The organism is Mesorhizobium sp. BH1-1-5, assembly GCF_020165615.1.
In the GTDB taxonomy this organism is placed as follows: Bacteria; Pseudomonadota; Alphaproteobacteria; order Rhizobiales; family Rhizobiaceae; genus Mesorhizobium.
The window spans coordinates 18,983-38,137 of sequence record NZ_JAIUIM010000044.1; the positions used below are offsets into that span (position 1 = coordinate 18,983).

Consider the following 19,155-nt stretch of genomic DNA (forward strand, 5'->3'; position numbering starts at 1 on the left):
CATAAGCTGACAGGATGCGTCCCACCATCCTCGATCCGCTGTTCGTTCCGATCACCTCGCTTGCCGGCGTCGGCCCGAAGGTCGGCTTGCTGATCGAGCGCGTCGTGCCGGCCGATCTCGGCGATCGCGCCGCGCGCGCCGCCGACCTTTTGTTCGTGCTGCCCAACACGGTGATCGACCGCCGCAACCGGCCCGGCATCGCGCTGTCGGCCGAGGGCCAGATCGTCACGCTCGAAGTGCGGGTCGACCGCCATCAACCGCCGCCGCGCGGCAACAGGTCGGTCCCGTACCGGGTCTATGCCCATGACGACACCGGCGAGGTCGCGCTGACCTTCTTCCACGCTCATGCAGCCTATCTTCAGAAACAGTTGCCGGAAGGCGGGCGCGTGGTGATTTCCGGCCGCATGGAGTGGTTCAACGGCCGCCCGAGCATGGTCCATCCCGATCATATCGTGCTGGCGAGCGAAGCCGACGGCCTGCCATTGGTCGAGCCCGTCTATCCGCTCACCGCCGGCCTCTCGGCCAAGGTGTTGAGCCGTGCCATCGGCCAGGCGCTCGGCCGTCTGCCGAAACTGCCGGAGTGGCAGGACGACGCCTTCATGCGGCGCCACACGTTCGCGCCCTTCGGCGACGCGCTTGCCCGTGTCCATCATCCGGCGGACCCGATCGACGTCGCTGTCGAAGGCCCCGCATGGCGGCGCCTTGCCTATGACGAGTTGCTGGCCGGCCAGGTGTCGCTGGGGCTGGTGCGGGCAAGAATCCGCCGCCTGTCGGGCCGACCGCTCACCGGCGACGGCAGCATCGTCGAGAAACTGCGCGCTGCCCTGCCCTACAAGCTGACGCACAGCCAGGAATTCGCGCTCGGCGAGATCAACGCCGATCTCGCCGATCCCGAACGCATGCTGCGCCTGCTGCAGGGCGATGTCGGTTCCGGCAAGACGGTGGTGGCGCTGCTTGCCATGGCGCGTGCGGTCGAGGCCGGCGGCCAGGCGGCGCTGATGGCGCCGACCGAAATCCTGGCGCGCCAGCATCTGGCGACCATCGCGCCGCTGGCGGAAAAGGTCGGCCTGCGCCTTGCCATCCTGACCGGCCGTGAAAAAGGCCGCGAGCGTACGGAGACGCTCGAAGGCCTTGCCAACGGCGAAATCGACATCGTCGTCGGCACGCATGCGCTGTTCCAGGAAAGCGTGACGTTCCACGACCTGGTGCTTGCCGTCGTCGACGAGCAGCATCGCTTCGGCGTCCACCAGCGGCTCGCCATCACCGCCAAGGGCGACGCACCCGACATGTTGGTTATGACGGCCACGCCCATCCCGCGCACGCTGGTGCTGACCGCCTTCGGCGACATGGATGTCTCGAAACTCACGGAGAAGCCGGCCGGCCGGCAGCCGATCCGCACCGTGACCTTGCCGATGGAGCGGCTGGACGAACTGGTGGGCCGCATGCTTGATGCCGTCGCCGATGGCCAAAAAATCTATTGGATCTGCCCGCTGGTCGAGGAATCCGAGGAAATCAAGCTGATGTCGGCGGAGGATCGCTTTGCTTCGCTGAAGCCGCTGTTCGGCGACCGGATTGGCCTGGTGCACGGCCGCATGAAAGGTGCGGAGAAAGACGAGGCGATGCGCGCCTTCAAGCAGGGCGAGACGCGCATCCTGATCGCCACCACTGTCATCGAAGTCGGTGTCGACGTGCCGGATGCCACGATCATGGTCATCGAGCATGCCGAACGCTTCGGCCTTGCGCAGTTGCACCAGTTGCGCGGCCGTGTCGGGCGCGGCGACAAACCCTCATCCTGCGTGCTGCTCTACAAGGAGCCGCTCGGCGAGACGGCGAAACGCCGGCTGTCGGTGATGCGCGAGACCGAGGACGGCTTCAAGATCGCCGAGGAGGATCTCAAGCTCCGCGGCGAAGGCGAATTGCTGGGCACCCGCCAATCCGGCACGCCCGGCTTCCAGGTGGCGCGCCTCGAGTTCCATGCCGACCTGCTGGAAGCTGCGCGCGACGATGCGCGGCTGATCCTGTCGCGCGACCCGGAACTGCAGTCCGAACGCGGCGAAGCGCTGCGGCTGTTGCTCTACCTGTTCGGCCGCGACGAGGCGGTACGGCTGCTGCGCGCCGGTTGAGCGCCAAGCGCCGGGTTGGCCAAAGCCCCTTCGATCGGTTCGCCGTTCAGCGTCACCAGCTTGGCCTTGACCTCCGGCGCCACCATGCCGGCCGATACGATCAGCTTGGCGCCGTCCTCGATCGACATGTCGAGCAGCACGATCTCGGATTTACGGACATACATCAGGAAGCCGGTGGTCGGATTGGGCGTGCAGGGCATGAAGACCGCAATCAGCGGATCGCCTTCCTGATCGAGCTTCTGGTTGATCTCGGTTTCCTTCTCGCTGGCGACGAAGACCAGCGACCAGACGCCCTTGCGCGGATATTCGACCAGCCCGACCTGGCGGAACATATCGCCCTTGTTCGACAGCACGGTCTCGAAAATCTGCTTCAGCGAGCCATAGATGCCGCGCACCAGCGGCATGCGGCCAAGCAGCCGCTCGCCGAAATTGACGATGGCGCGGCCGACGATGTTGGCCGTCAGGAAGCCGATCACCGTGATCATTATCAGCGCCACGATCAGCCCGAAGCCGGGCACAGGAAACGGCAGATAGGTATCGGGGTTGTAGCGGACCGGGATGTAGGGCTTCACCCAGGAATCGACCCAGCCGATGAGTGACCAGGCGATATAGGCCGTGATCGCCAGCGGCGCGCAGACGATGAAGCCGGTCAGGAAATAGTTCCTCAGCCGGGTCATGCCAGAGGTCTTCAGGGCGTCGGACATGGGTTCACCGCGGCGCAGGGTTGCAGCGCCGAGATTAGTGAACCGCGAGCCGGTTTGGAACTGCGAAGTTTTTAAAGAGCGATCGTCATGCCGCTGTATCCAGCGGCACGATCTTCTCGAGTTCCGACGCTATTTTGCGCGCTTCGGTCTCCAACTCGAAGGCCTTCTGGAAGTTCATCCAGAACCCGGGCGTGGTGTTGAAGAACCTGGCGTGGCGAAGCGCCGTATCCGGAGTAAGGCCAACCTCTTCCTTGACGATGCGCTCGATCCGGGTGCGCGGAAGATTGAGCTTCTTCGCAAGCACGCCGGCACTCATGCCGAGCGGCACAAGATACTCTTCGCGCAAGAATTCTCCGGGGTGGATCGGGCGTGCGAACTTGAGCATAGCTCAGTATCCTCAAAGGGTTAGGGCAAGTGCCCTCTCCCACGAAATGTATCATGTTATGATACAAAGCGAACTGCAAGATCGCGGCTCTTCGCGTTCCAGACGGAAGCTTCTTCCGTTCGGGATTAGCCGAAACATCCCTCCCTTCGTCATCCTCGGGTCTCCGCAGGAGCTTCGCTCCTGCTCCGCCCGTGGATGACGAAAGAGTGGCGCTATTCCACCGTCACCGATTTCGCGAGATTGCGCGGCTGGTCGACGTCCGTGCCCATGAACACCGCCGTGAAATAGGCCAGCATCTGGATCGGCAACGCGTAGATGATCGGCGAGATGATCTCCGGCACCTCGGGCAGGATGATGGTTTCCATCGTCTTGATGCCGGCATGGGCGGCGCCCTTTTTGTCGGTGATCAGGATGATCTTGCCGCCGCGCGCCGCCACTTCCTGCATGTTCGAGACGGTCTTTTCGAAGATGCGATCATGCGGCGCGATCACGATCACCGGCATGTTCTCGTCGATCAGCGCGATCGGCCCGTGCTTCAGCTCGCCGGCCGCATAGCCCTCGGCGTGGATGTAGGAAATCTCCTTGAGCTTCAGCGCGCCTTCCATGGCCAGCGGGAAGTTCGTGTCGCGGCCGAGATAGAGCACGTCCTTGTAGCGCGACAGCTCGCGCGAGATGCGTTCGATCTGCTCGTCCAGCTTCAGCACCTGGGTGGCGAAGCGCGGCGCTTCGGAAAGCTCGCGCACCAGCTGCTTTTCCTCGTCGCGCGAGATGGTGCCACGCGCGACGCCCGCGCGGACGGCAAGCGCGGCCAGCACCGAAAGCTGGCAGGTGAAAGCCTTGGTCGAAGCGACGCCGATCTCGGGTCCAGCCAATGTCGGCAGCACGACGTCGGATTCGCGGGCCATGGTCGATTCGCGCACGTTGACCACGGCACCGATCTTCATGCCGGCCTGGCGGCAATAGCGCAGCGAGGCCAGCGTGTCGGCCGTCTCGCCCGACTGCGAGATGAAGAAGGCCGCGTCGTTGGCCGACAGCGGCATCTCGCGATAGCGGAACTCGGAGGCGACATCGATGTCGACGGGAAGCCGCGCATAGCGCTCGAACCAGTATTTCGAGATCAGCCCGGCGAGATAGGCGGTGCCACAGGCCGACAGCGCCAGCCGGCCGATCCTGGCGAAGTCGAACGGCAGGTCGAGCGGTTTCGACACGCCCGAGACGAAATCCACGTAATGCGCCAGCGTGTGCGAGATCACCTCCGGCTGCTCGTGGATTTCCTTTTCCATGAAATGCCGGCGGTTGCCCTTGTCGACCATGAAGCTGGTCGACAGCGACTGCTGGCGCTTGCGGTCGACCTTGTTGCCGTCGATGTCGTAGATCGCGACGCTGTTGCGGCGCACGACAGCCCAGTCGCCGTCCTCGAGATAGGTGATGGAGTTGGTGAAGGGCGCCAGCGCGATCGCGTCGGAGCCCAAAAACATCTCGCCCTCGCCATGGCCGACGGCCAGAGGCGGACCGTTGCGGGCGCCGACGATCAGATCCTCGTCGCCCTTGAACATGATGGCCAAGGCGAAAGCGCCCGAAAGCCGCTTCAGCGCCGCATGCGCGGCTTCCACCGGCTTCAGCCCTTTGGTGAGCTCGCGCGCCACCAGATGCGCGACGACCTCGGTGTCGGTCTGCGAGGCGAAAGAGTAGCCGTCGCGGGTGAGCTCGTCGCGCAGTTCGGCGAAATTCTCGATGATGCCGTTGTGGACGAGGGCGACGCCGTTGGAAAAATGCGGATGCGCGTTGGTCTCGTTGGGCACGCCATGCGTTGCCCAACGTGTGTGGCCGATGCCGATCGTGCCGTCGAGCGGCTCGTCCTTCAGCCGGCGTTCGAGGTTGATGAGCTTGCCTTCGGCGCGGCGGCGACCGAGCTCGCCCTTCTCGATGGTGGCGACGCCAGCCGAATCGTAGCCGCGATATTCAAGCCGCTTCAGCGCATCGACGATGAGCGGCGCGACTTGGCTTCGGCCGACGATTCCAACGATACCGCACATGCGACAACCCTCGATTCCCAGCGGAAAACCCGGCGTTATCTAAGGATTGCCGGCCTGCCGCGAAAGTCACTTTGCGTTTCGTTCCGTGTCAGCGGAACAGTTCTTTGCCCATGCACAATGCCAGACTGCGCTTGCAATCCGGTTACCTGAACCGCTCGCGTTTTCAGGGCCCTGGTTTCCACTCGTTCATATCTGATCGAGCTGCAACTGCCTCCGCAAGGAAGCGCTGAAGGTCATTCCGCGGCTTTCTTCTTCGCCGCGGCAGCCGAGGCAAAGCGCTCGCGCAACTCCTTGCCCTTGCCGGGGATGGTCTTCTGGCGGGCGCGCCCGAAGGCCAGCGCGTCATCCGGCACGCTTTCGGTGATCACGCTGCCCGAAGCGATGTATCCACCCTTGCCGATCGCGACCGGCGCCACCAGCGAGGAATTCGAGCCGACAAAGGCGCCTTCGCCGATATCGGTGAAGAACTTCGAGTAGCCGTCATAATTGCAGGTGATGGTGCCGGCGCCGATATTGGCCCCGGCGCCGACGCGCGCGTCGCCGATATAGGTGAGGTGGTTGACCTTGGCGCCTTCCTCGATCGTCGCCTGCTTGACCTCGCAGAAATTGCCGACCTTGGCCTTCTCTCTCAGATCGGCGCCCGGCCGCAGCCGCGCGAACGGCCCGACATCGCAGTTCGAGGCGATCGTCGCGCCCTCGACATGGCTGAAGGCGTGGATTTTGGCGCCTGACGCGATTTTGACGCCCGGCCCGAACCAGACATTCGGCTCGACGATCGTGTCGGCGCCGATCTCGGTGTCGTGCGAGAAATAGACGGTCTCGGGCGCGATCAGCGTCACGCCGGACAGCATCGCCTCGCGCCGCCGGCGCGCCTGCCAGATCGATTCCGCCTCGGCGAGCTCGGCCCGGTTGTTGATGCCGAGCGCGCTCTCGAAACTCGCTTCGGTGGCCACGACCTTGAGCCCTTTCGCGCCGGCGATCTCGACGATGTCGGTCAGATAGAACTCGCCCTTGGCGTTCTTGTTGCCGACCTGATCGAGCAGTTCCAGCGCATGCTTGCCGGCCACTGCCATCATTCCGGCATTGCAGAAGCCGATTGCCTTCTCCGCCTCGGAGCAGTCCTTTTCCTCGCGGATGGCGACAAGCTGGCCACCTTTCTCGATCAACCGGCCGTAACCGGTCGGGCTTGGCGGGCGAAAGCCGATGACGGCGACCGCGGCACCCTCCGCCAGCTTCTGCCGCGCGGCGGCCAACGCTTGCGCGTCGATCAAAGGCGTGTCGCCAAACATGACGAGAATATCGTCGTAACCCTTTGATATCGCTTTGCGAGCGGCAAGCACGGCATGCGCGGTGCCGAGCCGCTTCTCCTGCACGAAAATTTCCGCCTTTGGCGCGAATTTCTGCGCTGCCTTGCGCATCTCCTCAGCACCGTGGCCGATCACGAGCGCCACGCATGTCGCGCCCGCCGACTCGGCGGCTTTGACCACATGAGCCACCATCGGCAGGCCGGCGATGGCGTGCAGCACCTTCGGCATGGCGCTTTTCATGCGCGTGCCCTCGCCGGCGGCGAGGATGACGGACAGGCAGGATCTCTGGCTCATGGAGTGGCAACCGTATGAAAGCGTTTGAACCGATGCATGCTAGCAGCGGCGTGATGCTGCACCAATGCGGTTAAATTCCGGTGAGACGATTGCGCGCCTGACTCTTAATGAGACGGCAGAGCGACTGACTCTTAATCAGCGAGCTCCGCAGTCCGAGCTTCCGATACCTTTCGCAACCAAATCCAGATAGGTACCTAGGATCCGACGGAGTCGTTGTGCCGCTTCGGACCACCTCTAAGCGAGTAGGTTATGAAGTTAACAACTAGGAAGCAGACCTAAGAATGCCATTGTAGTATTCGTAGAAGTCAGGGTTTCGAACGGCAGTGGCCTTGAGCAGGTCTTCCAGCGCGCTCTCCACGGTCACCTCATTGTCGCAATCACCTACGCAGTACATTCGGTATTTCGCATGACTAGCTGACGCATCCAGCAACAGGACGTAGAGATGTTCATACTGCTCATCGCGGCCGCCCGGATCATTGCGCCCTGTAAACAGACCTAATCGTGCATGGGTGTTGATGAATGTCGACCTGCGCTTACCTGTTGAGTCGGTCTCCGCACCGGCGTCCAGGAAAAAGAAGCCGCCAAGAACAGCGTAAGGAAACCGCCGATGGAGTGTCACCGCTTCGAAGAGCATGTCACCACGGCGATTGGTTAGATTCTTTTGGAAGTTCTTACTGCGCTTGTCCCGGAAGTTAATCGACTTTATCGAAATGCCAAGAAGCAAACCACTCTCTTCAGTAGCCCATGTCACGTCCACCTTCTTCGCACCGATACCGCCACTCATACGGCGCTCTGCGCCCGAAGTGTCAAGGACACCTGGCGGAGCTGGACGAGCCTCCTTCAGCCCGCGGTATCGCAGCTCATCCGCGATAGCGACCGCAGCCGCGGCCGACACCATTTCGCTGTACCTTTTCTTAATATCCGCTGCTGCAGTGTCAGAAGGCTTATCGCCTATTCCTTTCAATGCGGCTTCAAGGAGATCGTCTACTCTCGCCACTCTTGCCCCTTGCCCTTCTACGTTCGAATAACATCTCTCGAGCGACTCTCAGGACCTTTAGATCAGCTTCCGGCACATCAGCCAACAATATTGAATCAACCTTTTCCACTGCTGCCGATAAGTCCCCCTGGCGAAGGGCCTGCGTAAGCTGTGGTTTCACGTTCCGCAGTTCTCCTTCAACTGCTTGGATTTTGGCGAAAGATGGAAGAGGCAGTTTGTCGGCCTCACGTGGTTCCATTTTGAGCAGTCCACCACCGTATGCGCGGCCGACAATCTCGGCACCAAGCAACGTGACACTGTTGAGACTCGCAACAGGAAGAAGATCGCGTCCGATATTCCTGCGAACGTCGGCGAGACGAACTCCGTAGATTGAATTGAGAATGTGCGCCCGAACGCCATTTGTGACCAGCCTTGGCCGATCGTGGTTCATATAGGTCAGGAAGAGGTCGGGTATCTCGACCAACGGCACCCGCCACCATGGCGAGCGAACACGGCACTTATATGCTGACGCTACACCGTCCTTCTCACCCTTATTGATATAACGACGCGCTGCAGAGGAAGGGGCATTTTGGGGCCGTAACAGATAACAGCGTCCGCCCTCACGGGCGAGTTGCTTCCATGCTGTCTCGGTGAGCGCCAACCCTCGCATGTGGCGCGAGCCGGGAGGCGAGATACGGACAAGGTCGCTCTCGGCTAGCCCAAGCTTGCTAGCCTGATCGGCGGTCAGTGAGAAAAACGAATTGTTTCCGGTGACCGCGCCAAGATAGGCGCCGCCCCAAAGGCTCATATCCTCGAATGAAGTGGTAGCAAGATCACGATATGTGGCGAATGCGCTATGAGCGAGGAGAGCGGGTGTCCACTTCTCATCTTTGCCTGGAACGTGCTTCGTCCACGCCGCGAGTTCAACAGCCTGCAGCGATTGCGCGTCTTTAGTCTGATAGACCTCGAAGCTCTGAGCGCCCCCCGAGCCCTCCGCGAGCAAAAGCACGACTTCCTCAAGCACTTCGGGGAACACTCGCTCCTCGAACATTATGAGTCGGACACGCGAGAAGCGTGAGAGCAAGAACCGGCGAACCTCGGCAGCATAGCCTACACTGAGCAATTCGGCCGGTAGAACGAGCGCTAGACGCCCGTCGAGCGCAACGTGGTAAGCCGCCTTGACCACGAATGCCGCCCACGAGCTTGCGAGCCCAGAAAGCCTGACACCTTGAGCCAAAGCCGCCTCGAGGCTGCGAGTACGCGCTACGCCCGAGAAATTCTGATACCTGACAAAGGGCGGATTGCCGACGACCGCAGAGTACCTCTCATTCGAAGAATACTCAAAGAAATCAGATATTTCAATCTTAGCAGAGTAACCGTCCGCTTTGAGTAGTTCCTGCGCGGCGTTGGCGGACTCCCTGTGGATCTCGACCCCATGCAGTTGGTCGAACGCGAACAAGGGGCGGTCTGGCAGTGACTCGAGTCTCCGTGCGGCGGCCAGCAAAAAGCTGGCTTCGCCACAACTAGGTTCGAGCACGGTGTCGGTAGCGGATCGGATCGCCCAGTCGGCGAGATAGCGCGAAATCGCTGTAGGCGTGAAGAATGCACCACGTGCTTTTCGATGACCTTGGTCCTGCATGCCAACCATCTCGTAGCGCCTTCCCCGTGGTCGTCCACGACTTTGTGATAAGCATCCACAAATCTTATAGTTCTTGTTTTGTTCTGTCCATCGAAAATTCGGTACTAAAACGTCGACTACCCCAAGCGTCCCAGCACCGGAAAATTCTCCAGCAGCCAGTAGGACGCGCTCTGCACGCCGCCGGTGAGGAAGAACACGCCGGCGACCACCAGCAGCGCGCCGATCGCTTTTTCGACGCGGCCGAGATGGACGCGGAATTTGCCGAGGAAGCGCATGAAGGCGCCGGAAAACAGCGCCGCGATCAGGAACGGGATGCCGAGGCCGAGCGAATAGGCGGCAAGCAGCAGCGCGCCCTCGCCCACCGTCTCGCGCCCGCCGGCCAAAGTCAGGATCGGCCCCAGCACCGGGCCGATGCAGGGTGTCCAGCCGAAAGCGAAGGCGAGCCCCATGACATAGGCGGCGATCATGCCGGCGGGCTTGCCCTGCGACTGGAAGCGCGCCTCGCGCGACAGGAGCGGAATGCGCAGGATGCCGAGGAAGTTGAGGCCCATGATGATGATCAGCACGCCCGCCCCCATCGCCAGCGGTTCCTGCCAGACGCGCAGCAGCCGGCCGATGGTCGAGGCGCCGGCGCCGAGAGCGACGAAGACGGTTGAAAAACCGAGCACGAAGGCCAGGGACGCATAGAGCAGCGCGCCGCGCGCGCCTTCCTTTGCCGTCACGCCCTGATTGCCGCGGAAATCGTCGACCGAAACGCCGGCCATGTAGCACAGATAGGGCGGCACCAGCGGCAGCACGCAAGGCGACAGGAACGAGATCGCCCCTGCCCCGACCGCGCTGACATAGCCGATATCCAATGCCATTTCGTCCGCCCTGCTTCTGCTGGCGACGATATAGCGACGCGGATGGCGCTTCGCCAATCACCATTGTGTGGCACGTCGCCGCTTCGCCAAGGAAGAAACGGCCGCGCCAATGCGTTGTTCGGATGAGCGCGCGATTGCCGCGCGCTTGTTCTCAGGGAGATTTATCATGAAAGCGATTGCACTCGGGTTTGCCGCGCTTCTGCTCGGCACCGCCGCGTCCCATGCCGCCGAGGCCTGGAAGGAAGCCGAAGTCGGCGGCACCAAGATCTACACTGATACCAAGGGCATGACCCTCTACACCTTCGACAAGGACGAGAAGGGCAAGTCCAACTGCTACGACAAATGCGCCGCCAACTGGCCGCCGCTGAAGGCTGAGGCCGGCGCCAAGGCCGATGACGAATGGACGGTCGTCGACCGCACCGACGGCTCCAAGATGTGGGCCTATGACGGCAAGCCGGTCTACACCTTCGTCAAGGACAAGAAGGCCGGCGACATGACCGGCGAAGGCGTCGCCGGCGCCTGGCATGTCGTCAAGGCCGACTGAGCCCGCGCCTGTGCTTTGGCTGTCGGGTTCCTCGATCCGGCAGCCGGTCGTCCGCTCGGACGTCTCCATCCCAAAAAATGTGATCTTTGCCATACACTCTAAGAGTGTATCGCCGACGGCTGCTTCCCAAATTGCCCACCTCCCCTTGACCGATTGCAAAAGCGCGGCCATGTGAGCGACGAAAAGAGTGGGATTTCGTCGTGCGTCGCGGAGTTATTCCGCTACCTCACAAACTGATTAAAGAGACCTCATGGACGTCGTCGTCGTTGAATCGCCGGCCAAGGCGAAGACAATCAACAAATATCTCGGCAAGAACTATAAGGTCCTGGCCTCGTTCGGCCATGTCCGCGATCTGCCGGCCAAGGACGGTTCGGTGCGCCCGGACGAGGATTTTGCTATGTCCTGGTCGGTCGACACCGCCTCGGGCAAGCGCCTCGCCGACATCGCCAAGGCGGTCAAGGACGCCGACGGCCTGATTCTCGCCACCGACCCCGATCGCGAAGGCGAGGCGATTTCCTGGCACGTGCTGGAAGTCCTGAAGCAGAAGCGCGCGCTGAAGGACAAGCCGGTCAGCCGCGTCGTCTTCAACGCCATCACCAAGACCTCGGTGCTGGAAGCGATGGCCAATCCGCGCCAGATCGACGCCCCGCTGGTCGAAGCCTATCTCGCCCGCCGCGCGCTCGACTATCTCGTCGGCTTCACGTTGTCGCCGGTGCTGTGGCGCAAGCTGCCGGGCGCCCGCTCCGCCGGCCGAGTGCAGTCGGTGGCGCTGCGCCTCGTCTGCGACCGCGAATCCGAGATCGAGCGCTTCATCCGCGAGGAATACTGGCAGATCGCCGCCATCCTCAACACGCCGCGCAACGATAGCTTCGAAGCTCGGCTGACCGCCTTCGCCGGCAAGAAGCTGCAGAAGCTCGACATCGGCAACAAGGCGCAGGCCGACGACATCAAGGCGATGCTGGAAGGCGCGACCTACAAGGCCTTGTCGGTCGAAGCCAAGCCCACCAAGCGCAATCCCGGCCCGCCCTTCACCACCTCGACGCTGCAGCAGGCAGCATCGTCCGGGCTCGGCTTCTCGGCCACCCGCACCATGCAGGTGGCGCAGAAACTCTATGAAGGCATGGATGTCGGCGGCGAGACCGCCGGCCTCATCACCTATATGCGAACCGACGGCGTGCAGATGGCGCCGGAGGCCATCGATGCCGCCCGCAGCGCCATCGTCAGCGAGTTCGGCGCGAAATACCTGCCGGAGAAGCCGCGTTTCTACACCGCCAAGGCCAAGAACGCCCAGGAAGCGCACGAGGCGATCCGCCCGACCGATTTCAAGCGCACGCCGGCTTCCGTTCGGCAATATCTCGACGCCGACCAGGCCCGGCTCTACGAGCTGATCTGGAAGCGCGCCATCGCCAGCCAGATGCAGCCGGCCGAGATCGAGCGCACCACTGTCGAGATCGAGGCGGTCAACGGAGCCCGCGCCGCCGAGTTGCGCGCGATCGGCTCGGTCATCCGCTTCGACGGCTTCATCGCCGCCTATACCGACCAGAAGGACGAGGACGCGGAGGACGAGGAAAATCGCCGCTTGCCCGAAATCCGCGCTGGCGAGCAGCTTGCCCGTCAGGCGATCAACGCCACCCAGCACACCACCGAGCCGCCGCCGCGTTATTCGGAAGCCTCGCTGATCAAGAAGCTGGAGGAGCTTGGCATCGGTCGGCCGTCGACCTACACGGCGATCCTGAAGACGCTCGAGGACCGCGATTACGTCACCATCGACCGGCGCAGGCTGGTGCCGCAGGCTAAGGGCCGGCTGCTCTCTGCCTTCCTCGAAAGCTTCTTCGAGCGCTATGTCGAATATGACTTCACCGCTTCGCTCGAAGAGAAGCTCGACGAGATTTCCGACGGCAAGCTCGCCTGGAAGGACGTTCTGCGCGACTTCTGGAAGGATTTCTCCGGCGCCGTCGACGACATCAAGGAACTGCGTGTCGCCGATGTGCTCGACGCGCTCAACGAAGAGCTCGCGCCGCTGGTGTTCCCGGAGCGCGAGGACGGTTCCAATCCGCGCATCTGCCCGAAATGCGGTTCAGGAAACCTCTCGCTGAAGCTCGGTAAGTTCGGCGCCTTCGTCGGCTGCTCGAACTATCCCGAATGCTCCTACACCCGCCAGCTCGGCGACGCCGCCAACCCCAATGGCGAGAACGGCAATGGCGAGGACGGCGTCAAGCTGCTCGGCAAGGATCCCTACACCGCCGAGGAAATCACGCTGAGGAGCGGCCGGTTCGGTCCCTATATCCAGCGCGGCGAAGGCAAGGAAGCCAAGCGCTCGAGCCTGCCCAAGGGCTGGACGCCCGAATCGATCGACCATGAGAAGGCGCTGGCGCTGCTGGCCCTGCCCCGCGACGTCGGCAAGCATCCGGAGAGCGGCAAGATGATCTCGGCCGGCCTCGGACGCTACGGCCCGTTCGTGCTGCATGACGGCACCTATGCCAATCTCGAAAGCATCGAGGACGTGTTCTCGATCGGCTTGAACCGCGCCGTCTCGGTGATTGCCGAGAAGCAGCTGAAGGGCAAAGGCGGCCGCAACGGCGCCACGCCCGCGGCGCTGAAGGAACTGGGCGACCATCCCGACGGCGGCGGCAAGATCGTCGTGCGCGACGGCAAATACGGGCCTTATGTCAATTACGGCAAGGTCAATGCGACGCTGCCCAAGGGCAAGGACCCGCAATCGGTGACGATGGAAGAAGCGCTCGCTTTGATCGCCGAAAAGGAAGCCAAGGGCGGAGGCGGCAAGAAGCCCTTCCGCAGAGCGGCGAAGAAGGGATAGCAGGACGTGGCGCGCAGGATCTCCGGAAGAAGCCACGCCGATCCGCGCCACGCCGACACGAGGGCCAAGGTGGTCAAGGACGATTACCGGCCCTCGCGTGACGAGATCCTGCGCTACATCGCCGAAAATCCCGACCGCTCCGGCAAGCGCGAGATCGCCAAGGCCTTCGCGTTGCGCGGCGACGACCGCATCTGGCTGAAGGATATGCTGCGCGACTTGCAGGACGAAGGTCTGCTCAACAAGGAACGCAAGCGTCTCACCCGAGCAGGTGCCGTGCCTCATGTCGCCGTGCTCGACATTTTCGGCCGCGACGACGACGGCATGCTTCTGGCGCACCCGAACGAATACACCGGCGCCGGTTCGCCGCCCGTCATCGCCATCCGCATTTCGCGCGGCGCCAGCGGCCCGGTGCCCGGCATTGGCGACCGCGTGCTGGCAAAAACCTTCCCGACCGACGATCCGTCAGGCCCGGCCTATGCCGGACGGGTGATGAAGATCTTCGAGAAGCGCAGCGACGCGGTGCTCGGCGTCTTCCGCGTGCTGAAGGACGGCACCTTCCGCATCGAGCCCGTCGAACGGCGCCAGCCGGAACTGATCGTCGACAAGGAATTCCAGAACGGTGCGAAGAACGGCGACCTCGTCGAGGTCGAGCCGGCGCGGGCATCCCGTTATGGTCTGCCCAGGGCAAAAGTGCTGGCGGTGCTGGGATCGCTGAGCAGCGAGAAGGCGGTCTCGATGATCGCCATCCACGCCCACGACATTCCCCATGTCTTCCCGGCGGACGTAATCGCCGAGGCCGAAGCGGTGAAGCCGGCGACGCTTGAGCACCGCGAGGACTGGCGCGATCTGCCGCTGGTGACCATCGATCCGGCCGATGCGAAGGACCATGACGACGCCGTCTTCGCCACGCCCGACACGGACGAGAAGAATCCCGGCGGCGTCATCGTCACCGTGGCGATCGCCGATGTCGCCACCTATGTGCGCTATGGCACGCCGCTCGACCGCGAAGCCTTGAAGCGCGGCAATTCGGTCTATTTTCCGGACCGCGTCGTGCCGATGCTGCCCGAACGCATCTCGAACGACCTCTGCTCGCTGCGCGAGGGCGAGGACCGGCCGGCCATCGCCGTGCGCATGACCTTCTCCTCGGAAGGACGCAAGCTCAGGCACTCCTTCCACCGCGTCATGATGAAATCGGCGGCGAAGCTCGCCTATCCGCAGGCGCAGGCCGCGATCGACGGCGTCCCCGACGACAAGACACGGCCGATCCTCTATGGCGTCCTGAAACCGCTATGGGACGCCTATGCGGTGCTGAAGCGCGGCCGCGACGCCCGCCAGCCGCTGGAACTCGACCTGCCGGAGCGCAAGATCCTGCTGAAGCCAGACGGGACGGTCGATCGCGTCATCGTGCCGGAGCGCCTCGATGCGCATAAGCTCATCGAAGAATTCATGATCCAGGCCAATGTCGCCGCCGCCGAGACCTTGGAGGGCAAGAAGGAACCGCTCGTCTACCGCATCCATGACGCCCCGTCGCTCGCCAAGCAGGAATCGCTGCGCGAGTTCCTGCAGACGCTCAGCCTCTCCCTGGCGCGTGGCGCGCAGATGCGGCCGAGCCAGTTCAACGGCATTCTGGAGCGGGTGCGCGGCGCCGACAACGAAGCGCTGGTCAACGAAGTGGTGCTGCGTTCGCAGAGCCAGGCGGAGTATTCGCCGAAGAACATCGGCCATTTCGGCCTCAACCTCAGGCGCTATGCGCATTTCACCTCGCCGATCCGCCGCTATGCCGACCTGATCGTGCACCGCGGATTGATCGCAGCACTTGGTCTGGGTCCCGGCGGCCTGACGCAGCAGGAGGCTGACCGGCTGGAAGAGGTCGCCGCGCTGATCTCGGCCACGGAGCGTCGCGCCATGGCCGCCGAGCGCGACACGGTCGACCGGCTTGTCGCCGCCTATCTCGCCGAGCGCGTCAACGATACGTTCGACGCGCGCATCTCCGGCGTCACCAAGGCGGGACTCTTTGTCCAATTGCCGCAGTACGGCGCCGACGGCTTTATTCCAGTGTCAACTCTGGGCGGCGACTACTATATCTACGACGAAACCGCCCGATCGCTGTTCGGGGAACGCACCGGCAAAGGCTATCAGCTTGCCTATCGCGTCGAAGTCCGGCTGGTCGAGGTCGCGCCGATGGCCGGCGCGATGCGTTTCGAGATGCTGACCGACCCGAAGCCCCTGCCCGGCTCGAAGCGGTCGTTTCACAAGGCCAAAGGCCGCGCCCGCGCGTCGCAGTCGCGTTCGGGACCGCGCGGCAGGAGAAGATGATGCCAGGCAATTCCCAGGTGGAAGAACAGGTTTTCGGCGGCGAGCATCATTCCGGCCGCGTCGCGCGTCCGCTGTGGACGGCGATGAAGCGTGGCATGCTCGGCCGCTGCCCGCATTGCGGCAAGGGAAAGCTGTTCCACGCCTTCGTGAAGCCCGTGGACAAGTGCGAGGTCTGCGGCGAGGGGCTGCATCACCATCGCGCCGACGACCTGCCCGCCTATCTCGTCATCGTCATCGTCGGGCACATCGTGCTTGGCTCCTTCATGGCCGTGGAGGCCACCGTCACGCTGTCGAACTGGCAGCACGCGCTGATCTGGGTGCCCTTGACCATCATTCTGGCACTCGTGCTGCTGCAGCCGGTCAAGGGCGCCGTCATCGGCCTGCAATGGGCGCTCTATATGCACGGCTTCGGCGACGAGAAGGACGAATTCGAGAGCCATTCATAAGCCAGGTAGCACCGCTGTCCGCCCTGGTTCAAAGGCCGCGACGCGCAAGCCACTTTCGCATCCGGGAAGTTTCCGCTAGGTCGAGCGCATGGAACGAATGACCAAGGCGGATGTCGACAAGCTCGATAAGGGCCTGGCCGTACGCAGCGGCTGGGCGTTGCGTCCGCGCGATGCCGCGACCCTCATTCTGCTCGATCGCAGGGACAAGGACGTTCTGGTGCTGATGGGCCGGCGCCATGCCGGTCACGCCTTCATGCCCGGGAAATTCGTCTTTCCCGGCGGCCGCACCGATCCGGCGGACAGCCGCATTCCGGTCGCCGCCCCTTTGCCCGGCGAGGAAGAGAAAAAGCTGGTTTCGGGTCCTGGCCGCGCCAGCGCGGCGCGGGCGCGGGCAATCGCCCTGTCGGCGATTCGCGAGACCTATGAGGAAGCCGGCCTGCTGATCGGCCGCAAAGGCGCTTTCTCGACCCCGAAGCGCGACTGGCAGGGTTTCGTGGACCATGGCGTGGTCCCGTCGCTGGACGTGCTGCGCTTCATCGCCCGCGCCATCACCCCGCCCAATCGCGTGCGCCGTTTCGACACGCGTTTCTTCAGCGCCTGGCGCCACGAGGTCGCCGTGGAATTGCCCGACGGCGGGCCGACCAACGAGCTGGAGGAACTCGTCTGGCTGCCGCTCGCAGATGCCCGCAAGGCCGATATTCCCGACATCACCGGCATGATCCTGGAAGAACTGGAAAAGCGGCTTGCCGACGATCCCTTGCTGCGGCCGGGGGGCGCCGTGCCGTTCTTCCGGCTCGTCCGCAACCGCTTTGTCCGCGAAGTCCTTTAGAAGCAGAGCATTTTGATCCCATGACGGTCGATACCCAACAACAGGGCGACGAACGCGTACATTGGCTGCCGATGATCGCGGCGATCTCCTCGATCAGCGTCGTCGGCATCGCCATCGGCCTCGGCATGCCGCTGCTCAGCGTCATTCTGGAAAGCCGCGGCCATTCCGCTTCGATGATCGGCCTCAACACCGCTGTCGCCGGTCTCGCCTCGATTGCCGGGGCGCCTTTGGCCACGCCGCTTGCCATGCGGCTCGGCGTCGCCTGGACCATGCTGTTGATGATTGCCATCGGCGCGCTCGCCTTCGTCGGCTTTCATTTCGCGCCGGACTTCTGGATGTGGTTTCCGCTGCGCGTCGCCCTGCATATCTCGCTGACGGTGCTGTTCATCCTGTCGGAATTCTGGATCAGCACCTCTGCCCCCCCGAACCGGCGCGGCCTTGTGCTTGGCATCTATGCCACCGTGCTATCGCTCGGCTTCGCCGCCGGACCGTGGCTGTTCGCCCATCTCGGCAGCACGGGCTTCCTGCCATTCGGCGTCACGATAGCGCTGGTGACACTTGCCGCCATCCCGGTGCTGGCGGCCCGCAATGAGAGCCCGACCATCGTCGCCGACAGCGAGACCAGCCACTTCCTGCGCTACATCTGGCTGGTGCCGACGGCGACCTTTGCCGTGCTTGTTTTCGGCGCCGTCGAGACCGGCGGTTTCGCGCTATTCCCCATCTATGGCAGCCGCATCGGCTATTCGGAGGCCGACGCGGCGCTGCTGCTGACCATGATCGGGCTCGGCAATGTGCTTCTGCAGATCCCGATCGGCATGATCAGCGACCGCGTTTCCGACCGCCGCTATCTGCTTCTGGCCTGCGCCACCGTCGGCCTCATCGGCACCGTCTTCATGCCGTTCTTCGCGCAGAATTGGCATCTGATGGCGGCTCTCCTGTTCGTCTGGGGCGGCGTCGTCGCCGCCATGTACACGATCGGCCTTGCGCATCTCGGCTCCCAGCTGTCCGGCCATGAGCTTGCCTCCGCCAATGCGGCCTTCGTGCTTTGCTACGGCGTTGGCATGGTGCTTGGCCCGCAGGCGATCGGCATCGGCATGGATGCCTTCGGCCCATCCGGCTTCGGCTGGTCGCTGGCCTTTTTCTTCGCCGCCTACATGGTTCTGGTCTCGGTCAGGCTGGTGCGCAGGATTCTCTAGGCGAAGCGCCGGGCATCCTGACATCACCGTGTCAGCAGCACCCCTGCTATACCCTGCCTCCAACGCGAGGTAGGAGAATTGCGATGATCGACAGCGGCTTTGAAACCAAATCCCTCAGGATGGAGTCGCTTCTGCTCGTCACCTTCCAGGCGCCGGCCGCCGATGTCGAGCGCATCATGGAGGCGGTGGTGACGATCACGCCGCTGCGCATGGGCAAATATGACGCCAACGCCTATCAGTCGGCGCAAGGCATCGAGCGCTACCGGCCGCTCGAAGGCGCCGCCGCTGGTGCGGAGACGGAATTGCGCCGGCGGCCCGGCACCGTCGAAGTGTCGTTCGAGATCGCCGACGACCAGGCGCTCGCCGCCCGTGTCGTCGAGGCGATATTCCAGGCCCATTCTTATCAGGAGCCCGTCATCCGCATCCAACCGCTGCTCGCCAGCCGTTCCAAGGGTCTTGATGATCGCGCCAATCCCAACCGCTGGTGGAACACCACGGGCGACTGGAGAAAAGCTGGGCAGCGGATCGAAGAGAACGCTTGAAGCGGTGAAATCGGCCGTCGCGAACCAGGCAGGAAGGCGCTCGGGCTGGAAGGCGCTCGGGCTGTCGGTAGCTAATCAAGTTGTCCGGTTTGGTAGCACATCATTTGTCCGCTTCAGTTTTGCGTCGAAGCGGTTCA

At 63.2% G+C, this 19,155-nt stretch carries 15 protein-coding genes; 8 read left to right on the forward strand and 7 right to left on the reverse strand.

All coding sequences use genetic code 11. The annotated features are described in order from the left end of the window. The first annotated feature begins 14 nt into the window (after positions 1-14). Complete coding sequence (recG, locus tag LB572_RS33050) at positions 15-2,123, forward strand: ATP-dependent DNA helicase RecG (RefSeq protein WP_224670734.1); 2,109 nt, start codon at positions 15-17, stop codon at positions 2,121-2,123. Here recG and LB572_RS33055 read toward each other — a convergent pair. The 7 genes from LB572_RS33055 to LB572_RS33085 form a co-directional block, all read right to left on the reverse strand. Next, positions 2,075-2,827, reverse strand: a complete 753-nt coding sequence (locus LB572_RS33055; RefSeq protein WP_224670735.1) for a DUF502 domain-containing protein — start codon at positions 2,825-2,827, stop codon at positions 2,075-2,077. The genes recG and LB572_RS33055 overlap by 49 nt on opposite strands. 85 nt (positions 2,828-2,912) lie before the next feature. Beyond that, positions 2,913-3,212, reverse strand: a complete 300-nt coding sequence (locus LB572_RS33060) for a HigA family addiction module antitoxin (RefSeq protein ID WP_224670736.1) — start codon at positions 3,210-3,212, stop codon at positions 2,913-2,915. 212 nt (positions 3,213-3,424) lie between these two features. Further along, positions 3,425-5,248: a glutamine--fructose-6-phosphate transaminase (isomerizing) gene (glmS, locus tag LB572_RS33065; protein ID WP_140809256.1), complete on the reverse strand. Its 1,824-nt coding sequence runs from the start codon at positions 5,246-5,248 to the stop codon at positions 3,425-3,427. 233 nt (positions 5,249-5,481) lie between these two features. After that, positions 5,482-6,849, reverse strand: a complete 1,368-nt coding sequence (gene glmU / locus LB572_RS33070) for a bifunctional UDP-N-acetylglucosamine diphosphorylase/glucosamine-1-phosphate N-acetyltransferase GlmU (protein WP_224670737.1) — start codon at positions 6,847-6,849, stop codon at positions 5,482-5,484. A 262-nt stretch (positions 6,850-7,111) separates the two neighbouring features. Next, positions 7,112-7,846: a hypothetical protein gene (locus LB572_RS33075; RefSeq protein ID WP_224670738.1), complete on the reverse strand. Its 735-nt coding sequence runs from the start codon at positions 7,844-7,846 to the stop codon at positions 7,112-7,114. Further along, complete coding sequence (locus LB572_RS33080; RefSeq protein WP_224670739.1) at positions 7,821-9,473, reverse strand: class I SAM-dependent DNA methyltransferase; 1,653 nt, start codon at positions 9,471-9,473, stop codon at positions 7,821-7,823. Before LB572_RS33080 ends, LB572_RS33075 begins: the two co-directional genes overlap by 26 nt. 107 nt (positions 9,474-9,580) lie before the next feature. Beyond that, entirely contained in the window at positions 9,581-10,327 is a 747-nt protein-coding gene (locus LB572_RS33085) for a cytochrome c biogenesis CcdA family protein (protein ID WP_140809261.1), read from the reverse strand. Between the two features lie 166 nt (positions 10,328-10,493). On the opposite strand from LB572_RS33085, the gene LB572_RS33090 reads away from it, so the two are divergent. The 7 genes from LB572_RS33090 (at position 10,494) to LB572_RS33120 (ending at position 19,018) form a co-directional block, all read left to right on the forward strand. Then, a complete protein-coding gene (locus tag LB572_RS33090) occupies positions 10,494-10,871 on the forward strand; it encodes a hypothetical protein (RefSeq protein ID WP_224670740.1) in 378 nt (125 codons plus the stop codon). A 250-nt stretch (positions 10,872-11,121) separates the two neighbouring features. Next, a complete protein-coding gene (gene topA / locus LB572_RS33095; RefSeq protein WP_224670741.1) occupies positions 11,122-13,689 on the forward strand; it encodes a type I DNA topoisomerase in 2,568 nt (855 codons plus the stop codon). Positions 13,690-13,695: 6 nt separating this feature from the next. Continuing rightward, a complete protein-coding gene (gene rnr, locus LB572_RS33100) occupies positions 13,696-16,005 on the forward strand; it encodes a ribonuclease R (RefSeq protein WP_224670742.1) in 2,310 nt (769 codons plus the stop codon). Then, positions 16,005-16,451 (forward strand): DUF983 domain-containing protein, encoded by a 447-nt coding sequence (locus LB572_RS33105; protein ID WP_224670743.1) that lies wholly within the window; start codon positions 16,005-16,007, stop codon positions 16,449-16,451. The genes rnr and LB572_RS33105 overlap by 1 nt, the downstream gene beginning before the upstream one ends. A gap of 88 nt (positions 16,452-16,539) precedes the next feature. Beyond that, positions 16,540-17,280: an NUDIX hydrolase gene (locus tag LB572_RS33110; protein WP_224670744.1), complete on the forward strand. Its 741-nt coding sequence runs from the start codon at positions 16,540-16,542 to the stop codon at positions 17,278-17,280. Between the two features lie 20 nt (positions 17,281-17,300). After that, positions 17,301-18,476 (forward strand): MFS transporter, encoded by a 1,176-nt coding sequence (locus tag LB572_RS33115; protein ID WP_140808676.1) that lies wholly within the window; start codon positions 17,301-17,303, stop codon positions 18,474-18,476. Positions 18,477-18,559: 83 nt separating this feature from the next. Continuing rightward, positions 18,560-19,018 (forward strand): hypothetical protein, encoded by a 459-nt coding sequence (locus tag LB572_RS33120; protein ID WP_224670745.1) that lies wholly within the window; start codon positions 18,560-18,562, stop codon positions 19,016-19,018. The last annotated feature ends 137 nt before the right edge of the window (positions 19,019-19,155 follow it).

What these genes read in the sequence shown, in the direction of transcription:
- LB572_RS33120 (WP_224670745.1), top strand. Translation starts at nt 18,560, where the DNA reads ATGATCGACAGCGGCTTTGAAACCAAATCCCTCAGGATGGAGTCGCTT.
- glmU (WP_224670737.1), bottom strand. Translation starts at nt 6,849, where the DNA reads ATGAGCCAGAGATCCTGCCTGTCCGTCATCCTCGCCGCCGGCGAGGGC.
- LB572_RS33105 (WP_224670743.1), top strand. Translation starts at nt 16,005, where the DNA reads ATGCCAGGCAATTCCCAGGTGGAAGAACAGGTTTTCGGCGGCGAGCAT.
- LB572_RS33055 (WP_224670735.1), bottom strand. Translation starts at nt 2,827, where the DNA reads ATGTCCGACGCCCTGAAGACCTCTGGCATGACCCGGCTGAGGAACTAT.
- LB572_RS33110 (WP_224670744.1), top strand. Translation starts at nt 16,540, where the DNA reads ATGGAACGAATGACCAAGGCGGATGTCGACAAGCTCGATAAGGGCCTG.
- topA (WP_224670741.1), top strand. Translation starts at nt 11,122, where the DNA reads ATGGACGTCGTCGTCGTTGAATCGCCGGCCAAGGCGAAGACAATCAAC.
- LB572_RS33090 (WP_224670740.1), top strand. Translation starts at nt 10,494, where the DNA reads ATGAAAGCGATTGCACTCGGGTTTGCCGCGCTTCTGCTCGGCACCGCC.
- recG (WP_224670734.1), top strand. Translation starts at nt 15, where the DNA reads ATGCGTCCCACCATCCTCGATCCGCTGTTCGTTCCGATCACCTCGCTT.
- LB572_RS33060 (WP_224670736.1), bottom strand. Translation starts at nt 3,212, where the DNA reads ATGCTCAAGTTCGCACGCCCGATCCACCCCGGAGAATTCTTGCGCGAA.
- LB572_RS33080 (WP_224670739.1), bottom strand. Translation starts at nt 9,473, where the DNA reads ATGGTTGGCATGCAGGACCAAGGTCATCGAAAAGCACGTGGTGCATTC.
- LB572_RS33115 (WP_140808676.1), top strand. Translation starts at nt 17,301, where the DNA reads ATGACGGTCGATACCCAACAACAGGGCGACGAACGCGTACATTGGCTG.
- glmS (WP_140809256.1), bottom strand. Translation starts at nt 5,248, where the DNA reads ATGTGCGGTATCGTTGGAATCGTCGGCCGAAGCCAAGTCGCGCCGCTC.
- LB572_RS33085 (WP_140809261.1), bottom strand. Translation starts at nt 10,327, where the DNA reads ATGGCATTGGATATCGGCTATGTCAGCGCGGTCGGGGCAGGGGCGATC.